This is a genomic window from Mycolicibacterium phocaicum, assembly GCF_010731115.1.
GTDB classification, from domain to species: Bacteria; Actinomycetota; Actinomycetes; order Mycobacteriales; family Mycobacteriaceae; genus Mycobacterium; species Mycobacterium phocaicum.
This window is the reverse complement of record NZ_AP022616.1, coordinates 1,977,031-1,995,124: the sequence shown is the minus strand read 5'-3', so window position 1 is coordinate 1,995,124 and position 18,094 is coordinate 1,977,031. Positions and strand designations below refer to the sequence as shown.

The following is an 18,094-nucleotide window of genomic DNA, read 5'->3' as shown; positions in this document are numbered from 1 at the left end:
GGTGACGGTCGAGGTTTCCAACGAGTCGGGAATCGACGTATCCGAAGACGAGCTGATCAGCGTCGCGCGGTTCGTCATCTCCAAGATGGACGTGAACCCCGCCGCTGAACTCTCGATGGTGCTGGTCGACCAGTCGGCCATGGCCGACCTGCACATGCGCTGGATGGACCTGCCGGGCCCGACCGATGTGATGAGCTTCCCCATGGACGAGCTCGAACCCGGCGGCCGCCCGGACGCGCCAGAGCCGGGGCCCTCGATGCTCGGCGACATCGTGCTGTGTCCCGAGTTCGCCGCGAATCAGGCTGAGGCCGCGGGACATTCGCTGGGCCATGAGCTGGCGCTGCTGACCGTGCACGGCGTGCTGCACCTGCTGGGCTACGACCACGCCGAGCCGGACGAAGAAAAAGAGATGTTCGACCTGCAGCGTCAGCTGCTCGAAGAGTGGGTCGCCGACCAGGTGCACGCCTACCACAAGGATCGGCAGACCGAGAAAGACCGCCGGCTGCTGGACAAGTCGCGGTACTTCGACGAACCGTGACCGGGTTGACGCCGTTGATCGGCGCCATAGTGCTCGTCGTGATCGGCGGGCTGTTCGCGGCGATCGATGCCGCCATCAACACCGTCTCGATCGCCCGCGTCGATGAGCTGATCCGCGATGAGCGGCCCGGTGCGGTGCGGCTGGCGAAGATCGTCCGGAACCGGCCGCAGTACGTCAACCTCGTTGTGCTGCTTCGGGTTGTCTGCGAGGCGTCGGCAACCGTCATGCTCGTCGACTATCTCGATGAACAGCTGAGCCGGGGGTGGGCACTGGTGTCCGCGGCCGCCATCATGGTCGTCGTCAGCTTCGTGGCCATCGGCGTCGGCCCCCGCACCGTCGGGCGGCAGAACGCCTACTCGATCTCACTGCTGTCGGCGCTCCCGCTACAGGTGATCGCGGTGCTGCTGACCCCGATCAGCCGGTTGCTGGTGCTCATCGGAAACGCCCTGACACCGGGCCGGGGCTTCCGCAACGGACCCTTCGCCTCGGAAATCGAGCTGCTCGAGGTCGTCGACCTCGCGCAGCAGCGTGGTGTCGTGGCCGCCGAAGAGCGGCGAATGATCAAGTCCGTCTTCGAACTCGGCGACACCCCTGCCCGCGAGGTCATGGTGCCCCGTACCGAGATGGTGTGGATCGAGAGCGACAAGTCGGCCGGGCAGGCGACGTCGCTGGCGGTGCGCAGCGGGCACTCCCGGCTCCCGGTGATCGGGGAGAACGTGGACGACGTCGTCGGCGTCGTCTACCTCAAAGACCTTGTGGAGCAGACCTACAACTCCACGAACGGCGGCCGCGAGACCAAGGTTGCCGCGGTGATGCGTCCCGCGGTGTTCATGCCGGACTCCAAACCACTCGACGCCCTGCTCAACGAGATGCAGCGCACCCGCAACCACATGGCGTTGCTGGTCGACGAATACGGTGCGATCGCCGGTCTGGTGTCGATCGAGGACGTGCTGGAGGAGATCGTCGGTGAGATCGCCGACGAATACGACACCGACGAGGTGTTGCCGGTAGAAGAACTGGGCGACAACCGGTTTCGGGTATCGGCCCGGCTGCCACTGGAGGACCTGGCCGAACTGTGCGGGTTCGAGGTCGACGGCGACCTGGACGTGGACACCGTCGGCGGGCTCCTGGCACACGAACTGGGGCGCGTGCCGTTGCCGGGCGCCGAGGTCCGGGTGTCGTTCCCGTCGCATCGATCGCAGCATCCGGCGACCCTCCAGTTGCGGGCCGAGGGCGGCCGGGACCACCGCGGCCGGGTCCGGATCGGGACCGTGCTGGTGATACCCGTCGAGCCAGAACGCGCTGAGGATGTTGAAGAAGGAGAACCCGATGAGTGACGAATTCCGTTCCGGCTTCGTCTGTTTGGTCGGCCGGCCGAACACCGGCAAGTCGACGCTGACCAACGCGCTCGTCGGCACCAAGGTCGCGATCACGTCGAATCGGCCGCAGACCACCCGGCACACCATCCGTGGCATCGTGCACCGCGAGGACTTCCAGATCATCCTGGTGGACACGCCCGGCCTGCACCGGCCGCGGACACTGCTCGGCCAGCGCCTCAACGAACTGGTCAAGGACACGTACTCCGAGGTCGACGTCATCTGCCTGTGCATCCCGGCGGACGAGGCCATCGGACCCGGCGACCGCTGGATCTATCAGCAGATCCGTACCGTCGCACCGCGAACCACGCTGCTGGTGGTGGTCACCAAGACCGACAAGGTGCCGCGCGACAAGGTGGCCGCGCAGCTGCTGGCGGTCAGCGAGCTCACCGAGGGCAAGGCCGAGATCGTGCCGGTGTCGGCGGTGGCGGGCGAACAGGTCGACGTCCTGATCGATGTGCTGGCCAGCAAGCTGCCGCCGGGGCCGGCGTTCTATCCCGATGGCGAGCTCACCGACGAACCCGAGGAAGTGCTCATCGCCGAGCTCATCCGCGAAGCTGCGCTGGAAGGCGTGCGCGACGAGCTGCCGCACTCGCTGGCGGTGGTCATCGAGGAGTTCACCGAGCGCGACGGCCGCACCCCGGAGCAGGGCGAGATGTGCGACATCCACGCCATCATCTACGTCGAGCGCGACAGCCAGAAGGGCATCGTCATCGGCAAGGGCGGCTCCCGGTTGCGTGAGGTCGGCACGGCGGCGCGCACGCAGATCGAGAAGCTGCTCGGTACCAAGGCGTATCTGAACCTGCGCGTGAAGATCGCCAAGAATTGGCAGCGCGACCCGAAACAGCTTGGAAAGCTCGGCTTTTAGAATTCCCCCACTTCCGCGAGCGTGCGTGTCTGCAGGCAACACGCGGGGCTTGGTGCGCCGTCCGGGCACGCTCGCGGCCCGCGAGCGCGACGATAGTGCTCGGTTCGCGCGGCGTGTCGCGGGCAAACACGCACGCTCGCGGGAGATGAGCTAGGGCTGGGACCACCAGTCAGTGGGCTGCTTGGTGGCCCAACCGGTGATCGCCTCCAGGCTGGCGGCCAGGGAGATCAGGAGCGGCTCGCTGCCCTCGGGACCCATGAGCTGCACGCCGATGGGCAGCCCGTCGGCGGTGAAGCCGGCCGGGATGTTGATCGACGGCCAGCCGAGCGCGTTCCACGGCCAGCACACCGGGCAGGCCGCGATGATGGCGCGGTCGGTGGCAGTGCTGCCGAGCCGGTCGAAGGCATCGATCAGCGGCGGGGGCTGCGCGGTGGTCGGCGCCAACACCACGTCGTACAGGTTGAAAATCCAGCCGATCCGGCGCTGGAGGGACTTTTCGCGCTGCCGTGCCTGCCGGAGGGCGTGCTCCGACAACAGCCACCCGGTCCGGATGTTGCTGCGGGTACGACGGTCCAGCGCCACGCCGGGGCCGACACGGTGGCGCCACTCGGCCAGTCCCGATGTCGAGCGGGCCAGGAAGTCCACGGACAGTTGCAGTCCGTACTCCGGGTCGTCGGGCCGGACCGTGTGTCCGAGCTCTTCCAGTTGGCCCGCAACGGTGTTCAGCGCGGCCCGGATCTCCGGATGCAGCCTGGCGGGGAACGCGGTGAACGGGAACTTGGTAGACAACGCGACGCGCAGAGGGCCCGGCGCCCGGCCGACGGCCTCGGCGGCCGCGATGGGTGCCGGTTTGTGGATGTCACCGTCGACGTTGCCGGACGCCGCGTCGAGCACCAGTGCGGCGTCGGCGACCGTGCGGGCCAGCACCCCGTTGACCGTGATGCCGTTGAACGCCTCGGGCAGCGGCCAGGTGGAGATCCGCCCGCGTTGCGGTTTGATGCCGACCAGATGCGTCCACGCGGCGGGGATGCGGACGCTGCCCGCACCGTCGGATCCGATTGCGGCGGTGACCAATCCGGCCGCGACGGCCGCGGCGCTACCGCCCGACGAGCCGCCCGGGGTGTGCCCACGCGACCAGGGGTTGCGGGTGTGCCCGAAACCGGGTCCGCTGGTGAACGGCCACTGGCCGAGTTCGCAGGTGTTGGTCTTGCCGACGATCACCGCACCGGCCGCCTTGAGCCGGCGCACCACCTCGGCGTCCGCGGTGGCCGGGGGCACGTCGCCGTCGGTGCCGAACCGGGTGGGCACGCCCGCGACGTCGACGTCGTCCTTGATCGCGATGGGCACGCCGAGGAGCGGAAGGCGTTGTCCGGCAGCGCGTTTGCGGTCGGCTTCGGCGGCGTCGGCCAGCGCCTGCTCGGTGAAGATCACCCGGAATGCGTTCAGCTCGAGTTGACTGGCCGCGATGGCATCCAGCGACTGCCGCACGATCTGCTGTGACGTCACCGCGCCGCTCGCGAGCCGGTACAGCTGCTGGGTCAGAGTCGGGAATCGGGGCGGAGCGGATGGTTCGACCATGTCGATTTCGAGAATAGATTGACGACATCGCCCGGCGCTGCCTAACCCGAGTTGTCGGTGCGCGATGGGACAATCTCCCGATGCGGTTGTACCGGGATCGAGCGGTCGTGCTGCGCCAGCACAAGCTCGGCGAGGCCGACCGGATCGTCACGCTGCTCACCCGCGACCACGGGCTGGTCCGCGCGGTGGCCAAAGGCGTGCGGCGGACCCGCAGCAAGTTCGGCTCGCGGCTGGAGCCGTTCGCCCACATCGACGTGCAGCTGCATCCCGGCCGCAACCTCGACATCGTCACCCAGGTGGTGTCGCTCGACGCGTTCGCCGCCGACATCGTCAACGACTACGGCCGCTACACCTGCGGCTGCGCCATCCTGGAGACCGCCGAGCGGCTGGCCGGTGAGGAACGGAACCCGATGCCGGCGCTGCAGCGGCTCACCGTCGGCGCGCTGCGGGCCGTCGCGGACGGCAGCCGGTCTCGTGAACTGGTGCTCGACGCCTATCTGCTGCGGGCCATGGGGATCGCCGGCTGGGCGCCGGCCATCACCGAGTGTGCGCGTTGCGCCGCACCCGGTCCGCATCGCGCGTTCCATGTCGCGGCGGGCGGCAGCGTGTGCGTGCACTGCCGGCCGTCGGGGTCGGTCACCCCGCCGCAGGGTGTGCTGGATCTGATGGCCGCGCTGCACGACGGTGACTGGGAGTTTGCGAACGGCTCGCCGGCGGGGCATCGCAGCCAGGCCAGTGGGCTGGTGGCCGCGCACCTGCAGTGGCATCTGGAGCGCAAGCTGCGGACATTGCCGCTCGTGGAGCGAGCGTATAGACCCGATAGCGCACTCATCGAGCAGCGCGTAACCACGTTCAGGCAGGATATGGCCCATGGCACTCAACCGGGCGCGCAAGACCAGCTATCCGCAGCTGCCTCAGGCGCCTGACGACTATCCGGTTTTCCCGGACGTTTCGACCTGGCCGGTGGTCTTTCCGGAACTCCCACCGAACACCAACGGCCGCTTCGCGCGGCCGCCGCAGCATCCGTCCAAGGCCGTGGCGCCGCGGATTCCCGCCGACCAGATACCCAACCACGTCGCCGTCGTCATGGACGGCAACGGCCGCTGGGCCACCCAGCGCGGGCTCGGACGTACCGAAGGCCACAAGATGGGTGAGGCGGTGCTGATCGACATCACCTGCGGAGCCATCGAACTGGGCATCAAACACCTGTCGGTGTATGCGTTCTCCACCGAGAACTGGAAGCGCAGCACCGAAGAAGTGCGGTTCCTGATGGGCTTCAACCGCGAGGTGGTGCGCCGCCGCCGGGAGAACCTCAACGCGATGGGCGTCAACATGCGCTGGGTCGGGTCCCGGCCGCGCATGTGGAGCAGCGTCATCAAGGAGTTCGACATCGCCGAGCAGATGACAGTCGGCAACGACGTCATCACCGTCAACTACTGCGTGAACTACGGCGGCCGCACGGAGATCGTCGAAGCTGCGCGTGAGCTCGCCGAGCAGGCGGTCGCGGGCAAGATCAACCCGAGCCGCATCTCCGAGGCGTCTGTGGCCAAGCACCTGCACCGCCCCGACATTCCCGACGTGGACCTGTTCATCCGCACCTCGGGCGAACAGCGCGCCAGCAACTTCATGCTGTGGCAGGCGGCGTACGCCGAGTACGTCTTCCAGGACAAGCTCTGGCCGGACTACGACCGCCGCGACCTGTGGGCCGCGTGCGAGGAATACGTCAACCGCAATCGTCGATTTGGCAGAGCCTAATAATGTGCCTGAGTGGGAGGGCCTGATGTCGGACTTGCTGCAGCGGTTGGCAGCCGTGCTCGCCGATTCGGTGACCATCGTCGAAGAGAACGACGGTGCTCTCACCGTCGCGCACGACGGGACGGTGGCGTCGCTGCGCGTGGTGAACATCGGTGAGGGCCTCGACCTGGTCTCGCTGACCCAGCCGCTGGCGTGGGATATCAAGCTGGACAACAAGGTTCGTGACCGCGTGGCCGATCACGCGGGTCGCACCATGCTCGGCTCGGTGGTGCTGGTGGAGCGGGCCGGCGATCCGCGGTCCAACGGCGCCAAGAAGGTCGGCGACGTGATGCTGCGCTACAACTTCCCGGCCGCCGGACTCACCGACGACGCCTTGTCGACCCTGGTCATGCTGGTGCTGTCCACCGGTGTCGACGTGCGGGCCGACCTGACGTCGTGAGGCCGGCGTGACCGTCATCCGGATCGTCGCCGCGGTGGTGGCCGACGAGCGCGGGCACCTGCTGTTGGTCCGCAAGCGCGGGACAGCGGCGTTCATGCAGCCCGGCGGCAAGCTCGAGCCGGGGGAGTCGCCGGTCGACGCGCTGGCTCGTGAGATCCGCGAGGAACTCGGGGTCGGCATCACCGACGTGCGGGAGCTGGGTCACCACACCGCCATTGCGGCCAACGAACCCGGCCACACGGTTGACGCCGAGCTGTTCTTCGTGACGCTCGACGGTGTGCCGCAGATCGCCGCCGAGATCGAAGAGATGGCCTGGATCGACCCGCACGCACCCGGCGACATCGCGTTGGCGCCGCTGACGGCCGAGGCGGTGCTGGATTGGGCGCGGAGCCGGCCGGCTCTCGAGCCCTGAACCTCAGGCGCCGGTGCAGGCCGCGCACACCCCGAAAATCTCGATGGTGTGACTGACATCGGAAAAGCCATGTGCGGCAGCGGTTTCGGTGGCCCAGGCCTCGACCTCGGTACCGGCCACCTCGACCGTCGCGCCGCACTGCCGGCACACGAGGTGATGGTGATGGTGGGCCTGCGAGCAGCGCCGGTAGAGCGCCTCGCCGCTGTCGTTGCGCAGGCTGTCGACCTGTCCGGCCGCGGCCATCGACTGCAGGGTGCGGTACACGGTCGTCAGGCCGATGCCCTCGCCGCGGCGGCGCAGTTCGTCGTGCAGCTCCTGTGCGGACCGGAACTCTTCGACGTTGGTGAGCAGCGCCGCGATCGCGGTCCGCTGCTTGGTGGAGCGGGTGGGGGCGCTCACGGCCGTTCCTCCTCGACGTGGGCGATGGCGTCGACCACGATGTGCGCGAGGTGATGGTCGACCAGGCGGTACATCACCTCACGGCCGGCACGTTCACCGGCCACGACCCCGGCTGATTTGAGGATGCGCAGGTGCTGGCTGACCAGCGGCTGCGGAACGCCGAGGGCGTCGACGAGTTCGTGCACGCAGCGCTGCGACTCGCGCAGCTGCATCACGATCGCGATGCGGATGGGTGCGGCGAGGGCGCGCAGCAGGTCGCCGGCGGCGTCGAGCGTCTCCCGCGGCGGGGACGACGGAAACGGCGCACCGCTGTGCTGGTGGTCGAGCTCGTCATGCGTAGTGGTGGGTGGCACCCCGGCAACTCCCGGCTATTGGAAATAGTTTTCATTTAGCTTTCCATGCGCGCATACGCATGTCAAAGGTGGGTGCGACATTGGCCGGTGAACGGGGCCTTTAGGCTGGACGGGTTGCATCCGACCTGACTCGAGGAGTGCTCGAACATCGTGGCGTCCATCATCGACACCGTTGCCAACCTGGCCAAACGCCGTGGTCTGGTCTTCCAGTCTGGCGAAATCTACGGCGGCACAAAGTCTGCGTGGGATTACGGGCCACTGGGTGTCGAGCTCAAGGAGAACATCAAGCGCCAGTGGTGGAAGTCCGTCGTCACGTCGCGCGACGACGTCGTCGGCCTGGACAGCGCGATCATCCTGCCCCGTCAGGTGTGGGTGGCCTCGGGCCACGTCGCGGTGTTCAACGACCCGCTGGTCGAGTGCCTGAACTGCCACAAGCGGCACCGTCAGGACCACATGCAGGAGGCCTACGCCCTGAAGAAGGGTCTGGACGACCCCGATGCCGTGCCGATGGACGAGATCGTCTGCCCGGACTGTGGCACCAAGGGCCAATGGACCGAGCCGCGTGACTTCAACATGATGCTCAAGACCTACCTCGGCCCCATCGAGTCCGAGGAGGGCATGCACTACCTGCGCCCCGAGACCGCGCAGGGCATCTTCGTGAACTTCGCGAACGTGGTGACCACCGCGCGCAAGAAGCCGCCGTTCGGCATCGGCCAGATCGGCAAGAGCTTCCGCAACGAGATCACGCCGGGCAACTTCATCTTCCGCACCCGCGAGTTCGAGCAGATGGAGATGGAGTTCTTCGTCGAGCCGTCGACCGCGCCGGAGTGGCACAAGTACTGGATCGAGACGCGCTTCCAGTGGTACGTCGACCTCGGTATCAACCCCGAGAACCTGCGGCTCTACGAGCACCCGCTGGAGAAGCTGTCGCACTACAGTGCCGGCACCACCGACATCGAGTACAAGTTCGGCTTCGCCGGCAACCCGTGGGGTGAGCTGGAAGGTATCGCCAACCGCACCAACTTCGACCTCAGCACGCACGGCGAGCACTCGGGCGTCGACCTCTCGTTCTACGACCAGGCCACCGACACCCGCTTCGTGCCGTACGTCATCGAGCCGGCGGCCGGCCTGACCCGGTCGCTGATGGCGTTCCTGGTCGACTCGTACCACGAGGACGAGGCCCCCAACGCCAAGGGCGGTGTCGACAAGCGCACCGTGCTCAAGCTCGACCCGCGCCTCGCTCCGGTCAAGGCCGCGGTGCTGCCGCTGTCGCGTAACGCCGACCTGTCGCCGAAGGCCCGCGACCTGGCCGCCGAGTTGCGCAAGAACTGGAACGCCGAGTTCGACGACGCCGGCGCCATCGGCCGCCGCTACCGGCGCCAGGACGAGATCGGTACGCCGTACTGCATCACGGTCGACTTCGACTCGCTCGAGGACCACGCCGTGACGATCCGTGAGCGGGACGCCATGACGCAGGAGCGCGTCGCCATCGACGCCGTCAGCGACTACCTCGCGGTGCGCCTCAAGGGCTGCTGACGCTTCTGCCGAGCAGGCGAACTGCCCCTTTCCTGCGGGAGAGGGGCAGTTCTATTGGGGGACTGCGCGCGTGAAATTGCCGCCGGGAACGGGGCTCGGACTCAAATAGGCTTGTGAGCCAAGGGGTAAGGGACGCCGGAGGGGGCGACAGTGACGATTCTCGGCGCATTTCTGTCGACGTGGGACGACGCGCGCGCGACGTTCGGGGCCGGTACGCCGGTCGGTGGTGCCGAATTCGACATGAGCGACCAGTTCCACGAATTGCGCGGCACAGTGCTGTCTGCGGCGCCCGGTGGGGAGTGGTCGGGCACCGCGGCCGAGGCATACGACGATCGCAATCGCGCGCATGCCGGGGCCATCGGCAGGCTCGCCGAACTCGACCGGCGCCTCGGCGTCGAGGTCGACCGGTCGGCCGCCGTGGTGACGGCGGGCCGTCGCGACCTCGACTCCGTCAAGCAATGGGTGGTCGACGCGGCCGCCAGCGTGCCGCCCACCGCCGAGGGCGACCGTGCGTTGCTTCCCGTGGTGGCCAAAGGAACCGCTGAGATCGCCGACATCCTCAATCGGTCGAACGCGGATATGGATGCCATCGCGGCGCGCATCCGCGAGATCGGTTCGGGCTACGACGAAATCACCGGGCGGGACGGACACGATCCCGGCGATCCGAACGACAAGCCCGCCGACAAACACCCCGGAGACGCCATTCCGGCGCCGCCGCCATGGGCGAAACATGATGGCGGGTCCGGGGAATGGGGCTCACAGCCGTGGTACGCGCGCGGTGACGACGCCGCCTTCAAGGCCGCCATCGAAGCCGGGCTGCCGGTGATCGGTCTGAAGTGGCCGCACGCGGCCGACCTTCTCGACCACTACCTGGACAACACCGGGACGCCCTACAAGCTGGACGTGAACTCGATGATGAACGACATCCCGCAGATGCGGGCGCGCGCCGACGCGAAGGTCAACGACGAGGTCAACCGGATCGCTGCGGAGGCTGCGGCGACGGGGCAGTACGGCCAACCCGTGGCGTTCCGGACCGGCTGGGACGGTTACTACATGGATGCCGAGGCCAATCCCGACTGGTACCACGCTGTCGGCGGCGTCGACATGTCGGTCGGCGGGGTGGTCACCGTCTATCCGCCGGACACCCCGGGCGGGCAGCCACGCGTACACGTCGAATCGCAGGTGAACGTGGCGGATCAGTACAACTGGGACGAGGGCAAGGAGACCGAGGTGGGACCGATCACCATCACCGACAAGGACATGGGCGGCCTCCAGACCGCCGGCATGGCAAGGGAATTCGAGATCGCGGGAGCGTCGTCGGTCGCAACGTACGACGGGGTGCCCCGGTGATGCGGTACCTCGGCGTATTGGCCGCCGTCCTGGTGGTGTGTGCATTCTCCGCGTGTTCGACCGAGAAAAGAGGAGGCCCGAAGGTGTCTGCCGAGACGGCCGCGGCGTTCGGCGATGTGACGCTGCCGCAGGGTGCGCAGGTCCTTGCCACCGCCACCGATTCGGGCCGGGACACCCGCTACCGCCTGTCCCTGCGGCTGACCGACAGTCAGCTTCGCGACTTCCTGGCCCAGTTCTCGGAGCAGCCGCGGCCGTCCGAGGTTCCGAAGACCATCACGGTGCTCGCCGGACCGGCGCCGGCCACCGCGCCCAAGCCGCTTTTCCTGCAGGACAAGGTCACCACCAAGGACCACAAGGTGGTCAACCGCGAGATCGTCGTCGACGAACGCGGGCCCGACGAGGTGTACGTCCACCTGTCGCTGTACACCACGTAGCGCGCTGCTGAGCAGTCTCTCAGCACCCGTCGGCGATCCCGTCGCGCTCTCGGTATAGCGTGCAGAGGCATGACGCGCATTTCGGTGATCACCGGCGGTGCCGGTGGGATGGGCCTGGCGACGGCCAAGATCGTCGGTCGGGACCATATGGTGGTGCTGGCCGACGTGCGTCAGGATCGTCTCGACGCCGCGGCGGCGGAAGTGACCGCTCTCAGGATCGCCGCCTTACCGGTCCACGCCGATGTCACCGACCGTGCCGCGGTGGACCAATTATTCGCCACCGCAACAGAGTTCGGCCCGATCGCGTCGGTGATCCACACCGCCGGCGTCAGTCCGAGCATGGGGCCGGCGGATTACGTGGCGCGCACCAATGCGGTCGGCACGGTGAACGTCAACGAGGCCTTCTACCGCTTCGCGGATGCGGGCGCGGCGATCGTCAATGTGGCGTCGATGGCGGCGCATCTGCTGCCCGAGGAGATCATCCCGACGGCCAAGTTCCCGCTGGCACTCACCGACGAGGCGGCGTTCCTGGCCGGGATCGAAGCGGCCTGCGGGTTCGCGCCCGAGGACCTGCGCTCGGGCATGGCCTACGGGGTGAGCAAGAACTTCGTCAAGTGGTACAGCAGTTCGCAGGCCGAACGCTTCAACGCCAAGGGGCTGCGCATCGTGTCGGTGTCACCGGGTTCGGTCGACACCGAGATGGGGCTACTCGAGGCAGACGCGGGCGCCGGCGCGATGGTCGTGAACGCCGCCGTGCCGCGCTGGGGCAAAGCCGAGGAGATGGCCGAGCTGTTCGCGTTCTGCGTCAGTGACAAGGCCGGGTACCTCACGGGCACCGACATCCTGAACGACGGTGGGGTGGTGGCGTCGATGCGGGAACGCGCCCGCGTCGCGGCCGCCCAAGGCTAGAGCCGACCTAGAACCGGCCCCCACCGCCGGAGAACCCGCCGCCGGAACCGCCGAAACTCGTTGAACTCCAACCACCCCCGTGGCTGCCGCCGCCACTGCCGCCGCCGCGGATCATGCCCGACAGGATTCCGCCGATGATGATGCCGCCGATGTCGCCGGCGGTGCTCGTGCCGGTCCCGGCGTAGGCCTGGCGGGCGGCGCGGACGTCGTTGTCGGCCAGGTTCTGGGCCTGGGCGGCCAGGGCGTCTGCGGCGTTGGCCTGTTCGATGGCCGCCGGCAGGTCGGTGGCCTGCGCCGCCTGTGCGGCTTCGAGGCGGCGCTGCGCCTCGGCCAGCCGGGTGCGGGCTTCGGAGCCGACGCTGCCGCGGCGGGTGTCGATGAAATCGGAGACGCCGCGCACGCGGGACTGCGCCGCCAGCAGTGCCTGACCGAACGACTGCCGCAGCCGGTTCATTGCGGCGGTTTCTTCGGAGATGGTCGCGAGGAGCTTGTCCAGCTGCGAATCGGCGGCGGTCAGTTGGGTGAATGCGCTCAGCGGATCGGCCGTGCCCGACGCCTGGGCGTTCGAAACCGCTTGCACCGCAGCGGTACGCGCGGCCGTCAGCTCGGGGTAGTGCGTGCCGGGCGGTACCGCTTCCGCGGCCTTGATGCCGTTCTGGATATCGGTGATCGCGGCGGGCAGGGCGCTGATGGCGTGGGCGATATCGGTCGCGGCACTGTCGACCGAATCCAGCAGGCGTTGTGCCTGACCCAACGCCGACTCGGCAGCGCGGATGGCGTTGACCAGGGCAGCCTGACTGTCGGCGGGCTTGCTGACCAAACCGCGCGCGGCGGTGATGTTCTGGTCGGCGAACGTCAGCCGCTCTCTGGCGCCGTCCACGTTGCCGGCCACCGAGGCCAGCGCGGATTCCGTGAACTGGCCGTGCAGCCCGTTGAGGGTCTGCTGGGCCGGCTCGATGCGCGCTGTCAGGGCCACCATCTGCTGCGTGAGGGCCTCGAGCCGCGTCGGGGCGTTGATCACCAGGTCGCGAAGCTGATGGAAGGCGGTGCGCCGGTCCTCGAGTTCTCGGTCGGCGCGGGCCGCCGCGAGGACCACCTGCGTCAGCAGTTCCCGGCGCTGTTGCGGCGTCTCGGGCACTGCGTCGTCGAGCCGCTGGCGCACGCTGAACGCTTGCGCCATGGCGGCTTTCGCGTTCTGCACCGCGGTGGTGAACGGCGCGGTGTCGCGCTCGCCGAACTCGCCGACGGCCAGCGCCAGCTCGTTGTCGCTGGTGCGCACGGCGTTGTCGACCTCGACGAGGATCGACTTGGACAGGTCCTCCAGCGTCTCCGGTGACATCTTCGCCAGGACCGCGGGATCGGTGGCGTCAGCCTGCTGTGCGGCGTTGAGATCGGCCTGCCGACGCTGCCGGCGACGCCGCCGGGCCCACCAGATGAGCCCGGCGAACGCGACGCCGATGACCGCGAGCGCGATCACCAGGCCCACCCAGTTGAACGGCGCAGACGACGCCCCGCGAAGTCCGTCGGCGGCAGCGACGGCCGCCCCCGCCCAGTCCCCGTCGTGCAGCTTGGCTTCGACGACCTCCTGGCGCAGGCGGTCGACGTCCACGTCACCGGTTGCGGCCTCCGGGGCCAGGAGCGCGTAGGCGCGATCCTGGATCGCCACGGCAAGGATTGCGTCGTGGTTGCCCAGAAAGCTTTTGCGCCAGGTGCTTTCCGCCCAGTCGCGGGGATTTGCCCCGGAGAAGCTGTCGACGTAGACGACCCACAGCCGGGTACCGCGCTTGTCGTACAGCTGTTGCACGGCGCCGTTGACCTCGCTGCGTTGCTGCGAGTTCAGCGCGCCCGCCTGGTCGGTGACATAGTCCGGCAGCCGCAGCGGCGGCTCGGCGAATGCGGCCGGGGCCAGCAGCGTCGCCACGATCAGGACCGAGATCATCAGCCAGAGCTGCCGCATCATGCGCATGCCGCCCAATCTAGTGACAGGGTATGTGGTAGTTGGGCGCGCCCGGGCTGGCAGACTTCGGCCGTGGGCATTGCAAGCGACGGATACAGCGACTTCGACCGGCAGCGGCTGGTCGGGGAGGGCACGAAGAGCGCCACGCTGCCCGGCACCGATTCCGGCCACCGCACGGATTTCGCGCGGGACCGGGCCCGAGTGCTGCACAGCGCAGCGCTCCGCCGGCTCGCCGACAAGACCCAGGTCGTCGGGCCCCGCCAGGGTGAGACCCCGCGCACCCGGCTCACCCACTCTCTCGAAGTGGCGCAGATCGGGCGCCACATGGCCGTAGGTCTGGGCTGTGATCCCGACCTGGTCGACCTCGCCGGTCTGGCCCACGACATCGGCCACCCGCCCTACGGCCACAACGGCGAACGTGCGCTCGACGAGATCGCCAAACCGTTCGGCGGTTTCGAGGGCAACGCCCAGAACTTCCGCATCCTGACCCGGCTCGAACCGAAAACGCTTGACAGCGAGGGACGTTCAGCCGGACTGAATCTGACCCGGGCCGCGCTGGACGCCGTGATCAAGTACCCGTGGTTCCGCGAGGACCGCGTGAAGTTCGGCTTCTACGACGACGACGCGGCCGCCGCGGCCTGGGTGCGCGAGGGCGCGCCGGCCGAGCGGCTGTGCCTGGAGGCCCAGGTCATGGACTGGGCCGACGATGTCGCGTACTCCGTGCACGATGTCGAGGACGGCATCATCTCCGGGCGCATCGACCTGCGCGTGCTCGCCGACGCGGACGCGGCCGACACCCTCGCCAAGCTCGGCGCCCGGTCGCATCCGACGGTGACGCACGACGACATGCTGGCGGCCGCCGCGCGGTTGTCGCAGCTTCCCGTGGTCACCGCCGTCGGCAAGTACGACGGTTCGGTCGCGACGTCCGTCGCGCTCAAGCGGCTCACCAGTGAGTTGGTCGGCCGGTTCGCCAATGCCGCCGTCACCGAGACCAAGAAGCAGGCGGGCCGCGCGACGATGCGCCGTTTCGACGTCGAGCTCGCGGTGCCGGCCCTGGTCCGAGCCGAGGTAGCGGTGCTCAAGATGCTGGCGCTGCAATTCATCATGTCGGACCACCAGCACCTGCAGATTCAGGCCGACCAGCGCACCATGGTCCGCGAGGTCGCGCTGTCGCTGTGGGGCCAGGCCCCGGCGAGTCTCGACCCGCAGTTCGCCGCCGAGTTCGCCCTCGCCGACGACGACGGCGCCCGCCTGCGGGTGGTCGTCGACCAGATCGCGTCGTACACCGAGACCCGGCTGGAACGCGTCCACGAAGCCCGCTCGCCGCGGCCGCTGGACTGAATCAAGCTCCGCCTACACTGGGCGCGTGGCCGGCCGGATTCCTGATCGCGATATCGCGGCCATTCGTGAACGCACCCGCATCGAGGACATCGTCGGCGAGCACGTGCAGCTGCGGCGCGCGGGCGCCGACTCGCTCAAGGGCCTGTGCCCGTTCCACGACGAGAAGTCGCCGTCGTTCCATGTGCGGCCCAACCATGGGCTGTTCCACTGCTTCGGCTGCGCCGAGGGTGGTGACGTCTACGCGTTCGTGCAGAAGATCGAGCACGTCACCTTTGTCGAAGCTGTGGAGTTGCTCGCCGACCGGCTGAACTACACCATCAGCTACGAGGGTTCGTCGACCACCAATGTGCAGCGGGACAAGGGCAGCCGCAGCCGGCTGCTCGCCGCCAACGCCGCCGCGCAGGAGTTCTACGCCGAGGCGCTGCAGTCGGCCGAGGCCGCTGCCGCCCGCCAATACCTGATCGACCGGAACTTCGACGCCGACGCGGCCAAGCGCTTCGGCTGCGGATTCGCACCGTCGGGCTGGGACACCCTGACAAAACACCTGCTGCGCAAGGGATTCACGTTCAAGGAGCTGGAGGCCGCCGGGTTGTCCCGCGAGGGCCGCCGCGGCCCGATGGACCGGTTCCACCGCCGGCTGCTCTGGCCCATCCGGGGCGCGACGGGTGAGGTGATCGGGTTCGGCGCCCGCCGCCTGTTCGACGACGACCACATGGAAGCCAAGTACGTCAACACCCCGGAAACGGTGTTGTACAAGAAATCCCACGTGCTGTTCGGTCTCGACCTGGCCAAGCGCGACATCGCCAAGGGCCATCAGGCCGTCGTCGTCGAGGGCTACACCGATGTCATGGCCATGCACCTGTCCGGCGTGACCACCGCGGTCGCGTCGTGCGGCACGGCGTTCGGCGACGAGCACCTGTCGATGCTGCGGCGACTGATGATGGACGACAACTTCTTTCGCGGCGAGCTGATCTACGTGTTCGACGGTGACGCCGCCGGACGTGCCGCCGCGGTGAAAGCCTTTGAGGGCGAACAGAATCTGACCGGCCAGTCGTTCGTCGCCGTGGCCTCCGACGGCATGGACCCATGCGATCTGCGCCTGGCGGCCGGCGACGGCGCGCTGCGCGATCTGGTGGCGCGCCGAACACCGTTGTTCGAGTTCGTGATTCGCACGGCACTCGAAGAGCACGACCTGGACAGCGCGGAGGGCCGGGTCGCGGCACTGCGGCGGTGTGTGCCGTTGACGGCCCGAATCAAGGACCCCACCCTGCGGGACGAGTACGCCCGTCAGCTCGCAGGCTGGGTCGGTTGGGACGATGTGGCGCAGGTGATCGCGCGGGTGCGCGAGACCGCCAAGTCGGGCCCGGCGACGTCGAAGCGGGATGCCCGGCGCCCGTCGGCGCCGGCCGCCCCGGCAGCGGCAGTGGGGCGTCCGAACCCGAAAGACCCGACGTTGTGGCCGCAGCGCGAGGCACTCAAGTCGGCGCTGCAGTACCCGGCGATGGCCGGCCCGGTGTTCGACGGGCTGCCCGTCGACAGCTTCACCCATCCCGGTTACGCCACCGTCCGGCAGGCGATCACCACGGCGGGCGGGACGGCGTCCGGCCTGGGCGGTGCGGAATGGATCGAGGCGGTCCGGGCGGCAGACCCGGCGGCGGCGAACCTGATCAACGAACTGTCGGTCGAGGCGTTCCAGGCCGAAGAGGACAAGCTGCCGCGCTACATCGCGAGCGTGCTGGCCCGCCTGCAGGAGGTCTGGGTGGGCCGCGAGATCGCCGAGTTGAAGTCGAAACTGCAGCGCATGTCGCCCGTCGAGCAGAGCGACGAGTACCACGCGTTGTTCGGGGACCTCGTCGCCATGGAGCAGTACCGGCGCAGCCTGCTGCAGCAGGCCAGCGGTGACGACGTCAGCTGAGGCATTCGCTCCGCTGTAACACGCAGAACCACCGTCCGCGATATGGTGGGGCAGAACCCGACCACAGCGGAGAGGCCCAGCATGACCATCGGAGCAACCCGGCTGTTCGCCGCAGCAGCGCTCGTTGCCACCGCGGTGGCTGCCCCGGTCATCGTGGCGCTGAGCAGCACCCCGTCGTCGCAGACGACGGCCGACGGCGGCTGCCTCGCCTGGTTCGGCAACAAGGAAGACGGCTACTGCATGGGCCGGTCCAACGGCCAGCCGGTCAACGTCGGCACGCCGTGGGGCGTCTGGGGACCCAGCGGCGGCATCAGCAGCGGCCCGCTGCTGCCGGGCCAGACCTGGAACCAGCCGCTCGGCTGAGTCGTACGCGCCCCGGTGGGCGCGCGTCAGTCGTGAATCGACTCCGGATGCAGGACCGCGGTCTGTGAGTCGATCGCCGTCAACCGCACCATGTTCGGGTCCGGTGACACCTTGTCGGCCAGCTTGCGCCGGCCCGCATCCAGCACGGCCTTGGTCTTCGGGCTCTCGGTGATGGCGCGGTATGTGCCGGCGATCTGCTCGTAACGGCGACGGCCTGCCTTGGCTCCCAGAACATAGCCAACGGCCATGACGGCGACGGCTCGGATCACTGGACCCCTCCCTGATGACGGTGCTTGGCTCCATCCTGCCTCACGATCCCCGGTGCGTCTGGCCCGACCGGCAGCTACCAGCCGATTCAAAGATCCGCGCAGTCATGCGCTAGAGTCATGCCTCGGTTCAGGGACACGCGCCCAGGGCCTGAGCACAATCCCCTGTAGCTCAATTGGCAGAGCTCCCGACTGTTAATCGGGCGGTTATTGGTTCGAGTCCAATCGGGGGAGCAACAGTGACCAGCACGGAAGTGCTGGTCATTTTGCATTCCGGGGCTACTGCGCCGTCCTCGATTCAGGCG

General features: G+C 68.3%; 19 protein-coding genes and 1 tRNA gene. 15 read left to right on the top strand and 5 right to left on the bottom strand.

Going from position 1 to position 18,094, the window contains the following annotated elements; translation table 11 throughout:
• Window position 1 precedes the first annotated feature (1 nt).
• The 3 genes from ybeY to era are packed head-to-tail and all read left to right on the top strand — an operon-like array spanning window position 2 to window position 2,782.
• Window positions 2-538, top strand: a complete 537-nt coding sequence (gene ybeY, locus G6N46_RS09720; RefSeq protein WP_020102089.1) for an rRNA maturation RNase YbeY — start codon at window positions 2-4, stop codon at window positions 536-538.
• Entirely contained in the window at window positions 535-1,875 is a 1,341-nt protein-coding gene (locus G6N46_RS09715; RefSeq protein WP_061009724.1) for a hemolysin family protein, read from the top strand. The genes ybeY and G6N46_RS09715 overlap by 4 nt, the downstream gene beginning before the upstream one ends.
• Window positions 1,868-2,782, top strand: coding sequence for a GTPase Era (gene era, locus G6N46_RS09710; protein ID WP_138248460.1), 915 nt, complete (start codon window positions 1,868-1,870; stop codon window positions 2,780-2,782). Before G6N46_RS09715 ends, era begins: the two co-directional genes overlap by 8 nt.
• Before the next feature lie 150 nt (window positions 2,783-2,932).
• On the opposite strand, the gene G6N46_RS09705 is transcribed toward era, so the two are convergent.
• On the bottom strand, window positions 2,933-4,360 hold the full coding sequence (locus tag G6N46_RS09705) for an amidase (protein WP_138248461.1): 1,428 nt from the start codon (window positions 4,358-4,360) through the stop codon (window positions 2,933-2,935).
• 80 nt (window positions 4,361-4,440) lie between these two features.
• Between G6N46_RS09705 and recO the strand changes: the two genes are divergently transcribed.
• The 4 genes from recO to G6N46_RS09685 are packed head-to-tail and all read left to right on the top strand — an operon-like array spanning window position 4,441 to window position 6,966.
• Window positions 4,441-5,286 carry a DNA repair protein RecO gene (recO, locus tag G6N46_RS09700; RefSeq protein ID WP_133427272.1) on the top strand — a complete coding sequence of 282 codons (846 nt, stop codon included), beginning with the start codon at window positions 4,441-4,443 and terminating at the stop codon, window positions 5,284-5,286.
• Complete coding sequence (locus G6N46_RS09695; RefSeq protein WP_138248462.1) at window positions 5,231-6,115, top strand: decaprenyl diphosphate synthase; 885 nt, start codon at window positions 5,231-5,233, stop codon at window positions 6,113-6,115. Before recO ends, G6N46_RS09695 begins: the two co-directional genes overlap by 56 nt.
• A gap of 25 nt (window positions 6,116-6,140) precedes the next feature.
• Complete coding sequence (locus tag G6N46_RS09690) at window positions 6,141-6,554, top strand: hypothetical protein (RefSeq protein WP_061006771.1); 414 nt, start codon at window positions 6,141-6,143, stop codon at window positions 6,552-6,554.
• Between the two features lie 7 nt (window positions 6,555-6,561).
• Window positions 6,562-6,966, top strand: a complete 405-nt coding sequence (locus G6N46_RS09685) for an NUDIX hydrolase (protein ID WP_138248463.1) — start codon at window positions 6,562-6,564, stop codon at window positions 6,964-6,966.
• Between the two features lie 3 nt (window positions 6,967-6,969).
• On the opposite strand, the gene G6N46_RS09680 is transcribed toward G6N46_RS09685, so the two are convergent.
• Both G6N46_RS09680 and G6N46_RS09675 read right to left on the bottom strand, forming a co-directional pair.
• Window positions 6,970-7,365, bottom strand: a complete 396-nt coding sequence (locus G6N46_RS09680) for a Fur family transcriptional regulator (protein WP_064860170.1) — start codon at window positions 7,363-7,365, stop codon at window positions 6,970-6,972.
• The gene (locus G6N46_RS09675; RefSeq protein ID WP_061006768.1) at window positions 7,362-7,718 is read right to left on the bottom strand and encodes an ArsR/SmtB family transcription factor; all 357 of its coding nucleotides are present in this window, start codon (window positions 7,716-7,718) and stop codon (window positions 7,362-7,364) included. Before G6N46_RS09675 ends, G6N46_RS09680 begins: the two co-directional genes overlap by 4 nt.
• Window positions 7,719-7,868: 150 nt before the next feature.
• Between G6N46_RS09675 and G6N46_RS09670 the strand changes: the two genes are divergently transcribed.
• The 4 genes from G6N46_RS09670 (at window position 7,869) to G6N46_RS09655 (ending at window position 11,947) form a co-directional block, all read left to right on the top strand.
• Entirely contained in the window at window positions 7,869-9,254 is a 1,386-nt protein-coding gene (locus G6N46_RS09670; protein WP_138248464.1) for a glycine--tRNA ligase, read from the top strand.
• Window positions 9,255-9,404: 150 nt separating this feature from the next.
• Complete coding sequence (locus tag G6N46_RS09665) at window positions 9,405-10,604, top strand: EspA/EspE family type VII secretion system effector (RefSeq protein WP_138248465.1); 1,200 nt, start codon at window positions 9,405-9,407, stop codon at window positions 10,602-10,604.
• Between the two features lie 83 nt (window positions 10,605-10,687).
• Window positions 10,688-11,038, top strand: a complete 351-nt coding sequence (locus tag G6N46_RS09660; protein ID WP_234880586.1) for a hypothetical protein — start codon at window positions 10,688-10,690, stop codon at window positions 11,036-11,038.
• Between the two features lie 69 nt (window positions 11,039-11,107).
• The gene (locus tag G6N46_RS09655) at window positions 11,108-11,947 is read left to right on the top strand and encodes an SDR family oxidoreductase (RefSeq protein ID WP_138248466.1); all 840 of its coding nucleotides are present in this window, start codon (window positions 11,108-11,110) and stop codon (window positions 11,945-11,947) included.
• A gap of 7 nt (window positions 11,948-11,954) precedes the next feature.
• Here the strand turns inward: G6N46_RS09655 and G6N46_RS09650 are convergent, their stop codons facing one another.
• Window positions 11,955-13,913, bottom strand: a complete 1,959-nt coding sequence (locus G6N46_RS09650; RefSeq protein WP_138248467.1) for a TPM domain-containing protein — start codon at window positions 13,911-13,913, stop codon at window positions 11,955-11,957.
• 63 nt (window positions 13,914-13,976) lie between these two features.
• Between G6N46_RS09650 and G6N46_RS09645 the strand changes: the two genes are divergently transcribed.
• From G6N46_RS09645 to G6N46_RS09635, 3 genes are all read left to right on the top strand, one after another.
• Window positions 13,977-15,245 (top strand): deoxyguanosinetriphosphate triphosphohydrolase, encoded by a 1,269-nt coding sequence (locus G6N46_RS09645; RefSeq protein ID WP_133427278.1) that lies wholly within the window; start codon window positions 13,977-13,979, stop codon window positions 15,243-15,245.
• Window positions 15,246-15,270: 25 nt separating this feature from the next.
• Complete coding sequence (dnaG, locus tag G6N46_RS09640) at window positions 15,271-17,160, top strand: DNA primase (protein ID WP_138248468.1); 1,890 nt, start codon at window positions 15,271-15,273, stop codon at window positions 17,158-17,160.
• 81 nt (window positions 17,161-17,241) lie between these two features.
• On the top strand, window positions 17,242-17,523 hold the full coding sequence (locus tag G6N46_RS09635) for a DUF7155 family protein (protein WP_133427280.1): 282 nt from the start codon (window positions 17,242-17,244) through the stop codon (window positions 17,521-17,523).
• Window positions 17,524-17,549: 26 nt separating this feature from the next.
• Here G6N46_RS09635 and G6N46_RS09630 read toward each other — a convergent pair whose 3' ends face one another.
• The gene (locus G6N46_RS09630) at window positions 17,550-17,792 is read right to left on the bottom strand and encodes a hypothetical protein (protein WP_020102071.1); all 243 of its coding nucleotides are present in this window, start codon (window positions 17,790-17,792) and stop codon (window positions 17,550-17,552) included.
• Window positions 17,793-17,950: 158 nt separating this feature from the next.
• Between G6N46_RS09630 and G6N46_RS09625 the strand changes: the two genes are divergently transcribed.
• Window positions 17,951-18,023: transfer RNA gene (locus tag G6N46_RS09625), tRNA-Asn, on the top strand.
• The last annotated feature ends 71 nt before the right edge of the window (window positions 18,024-18,094 follow it).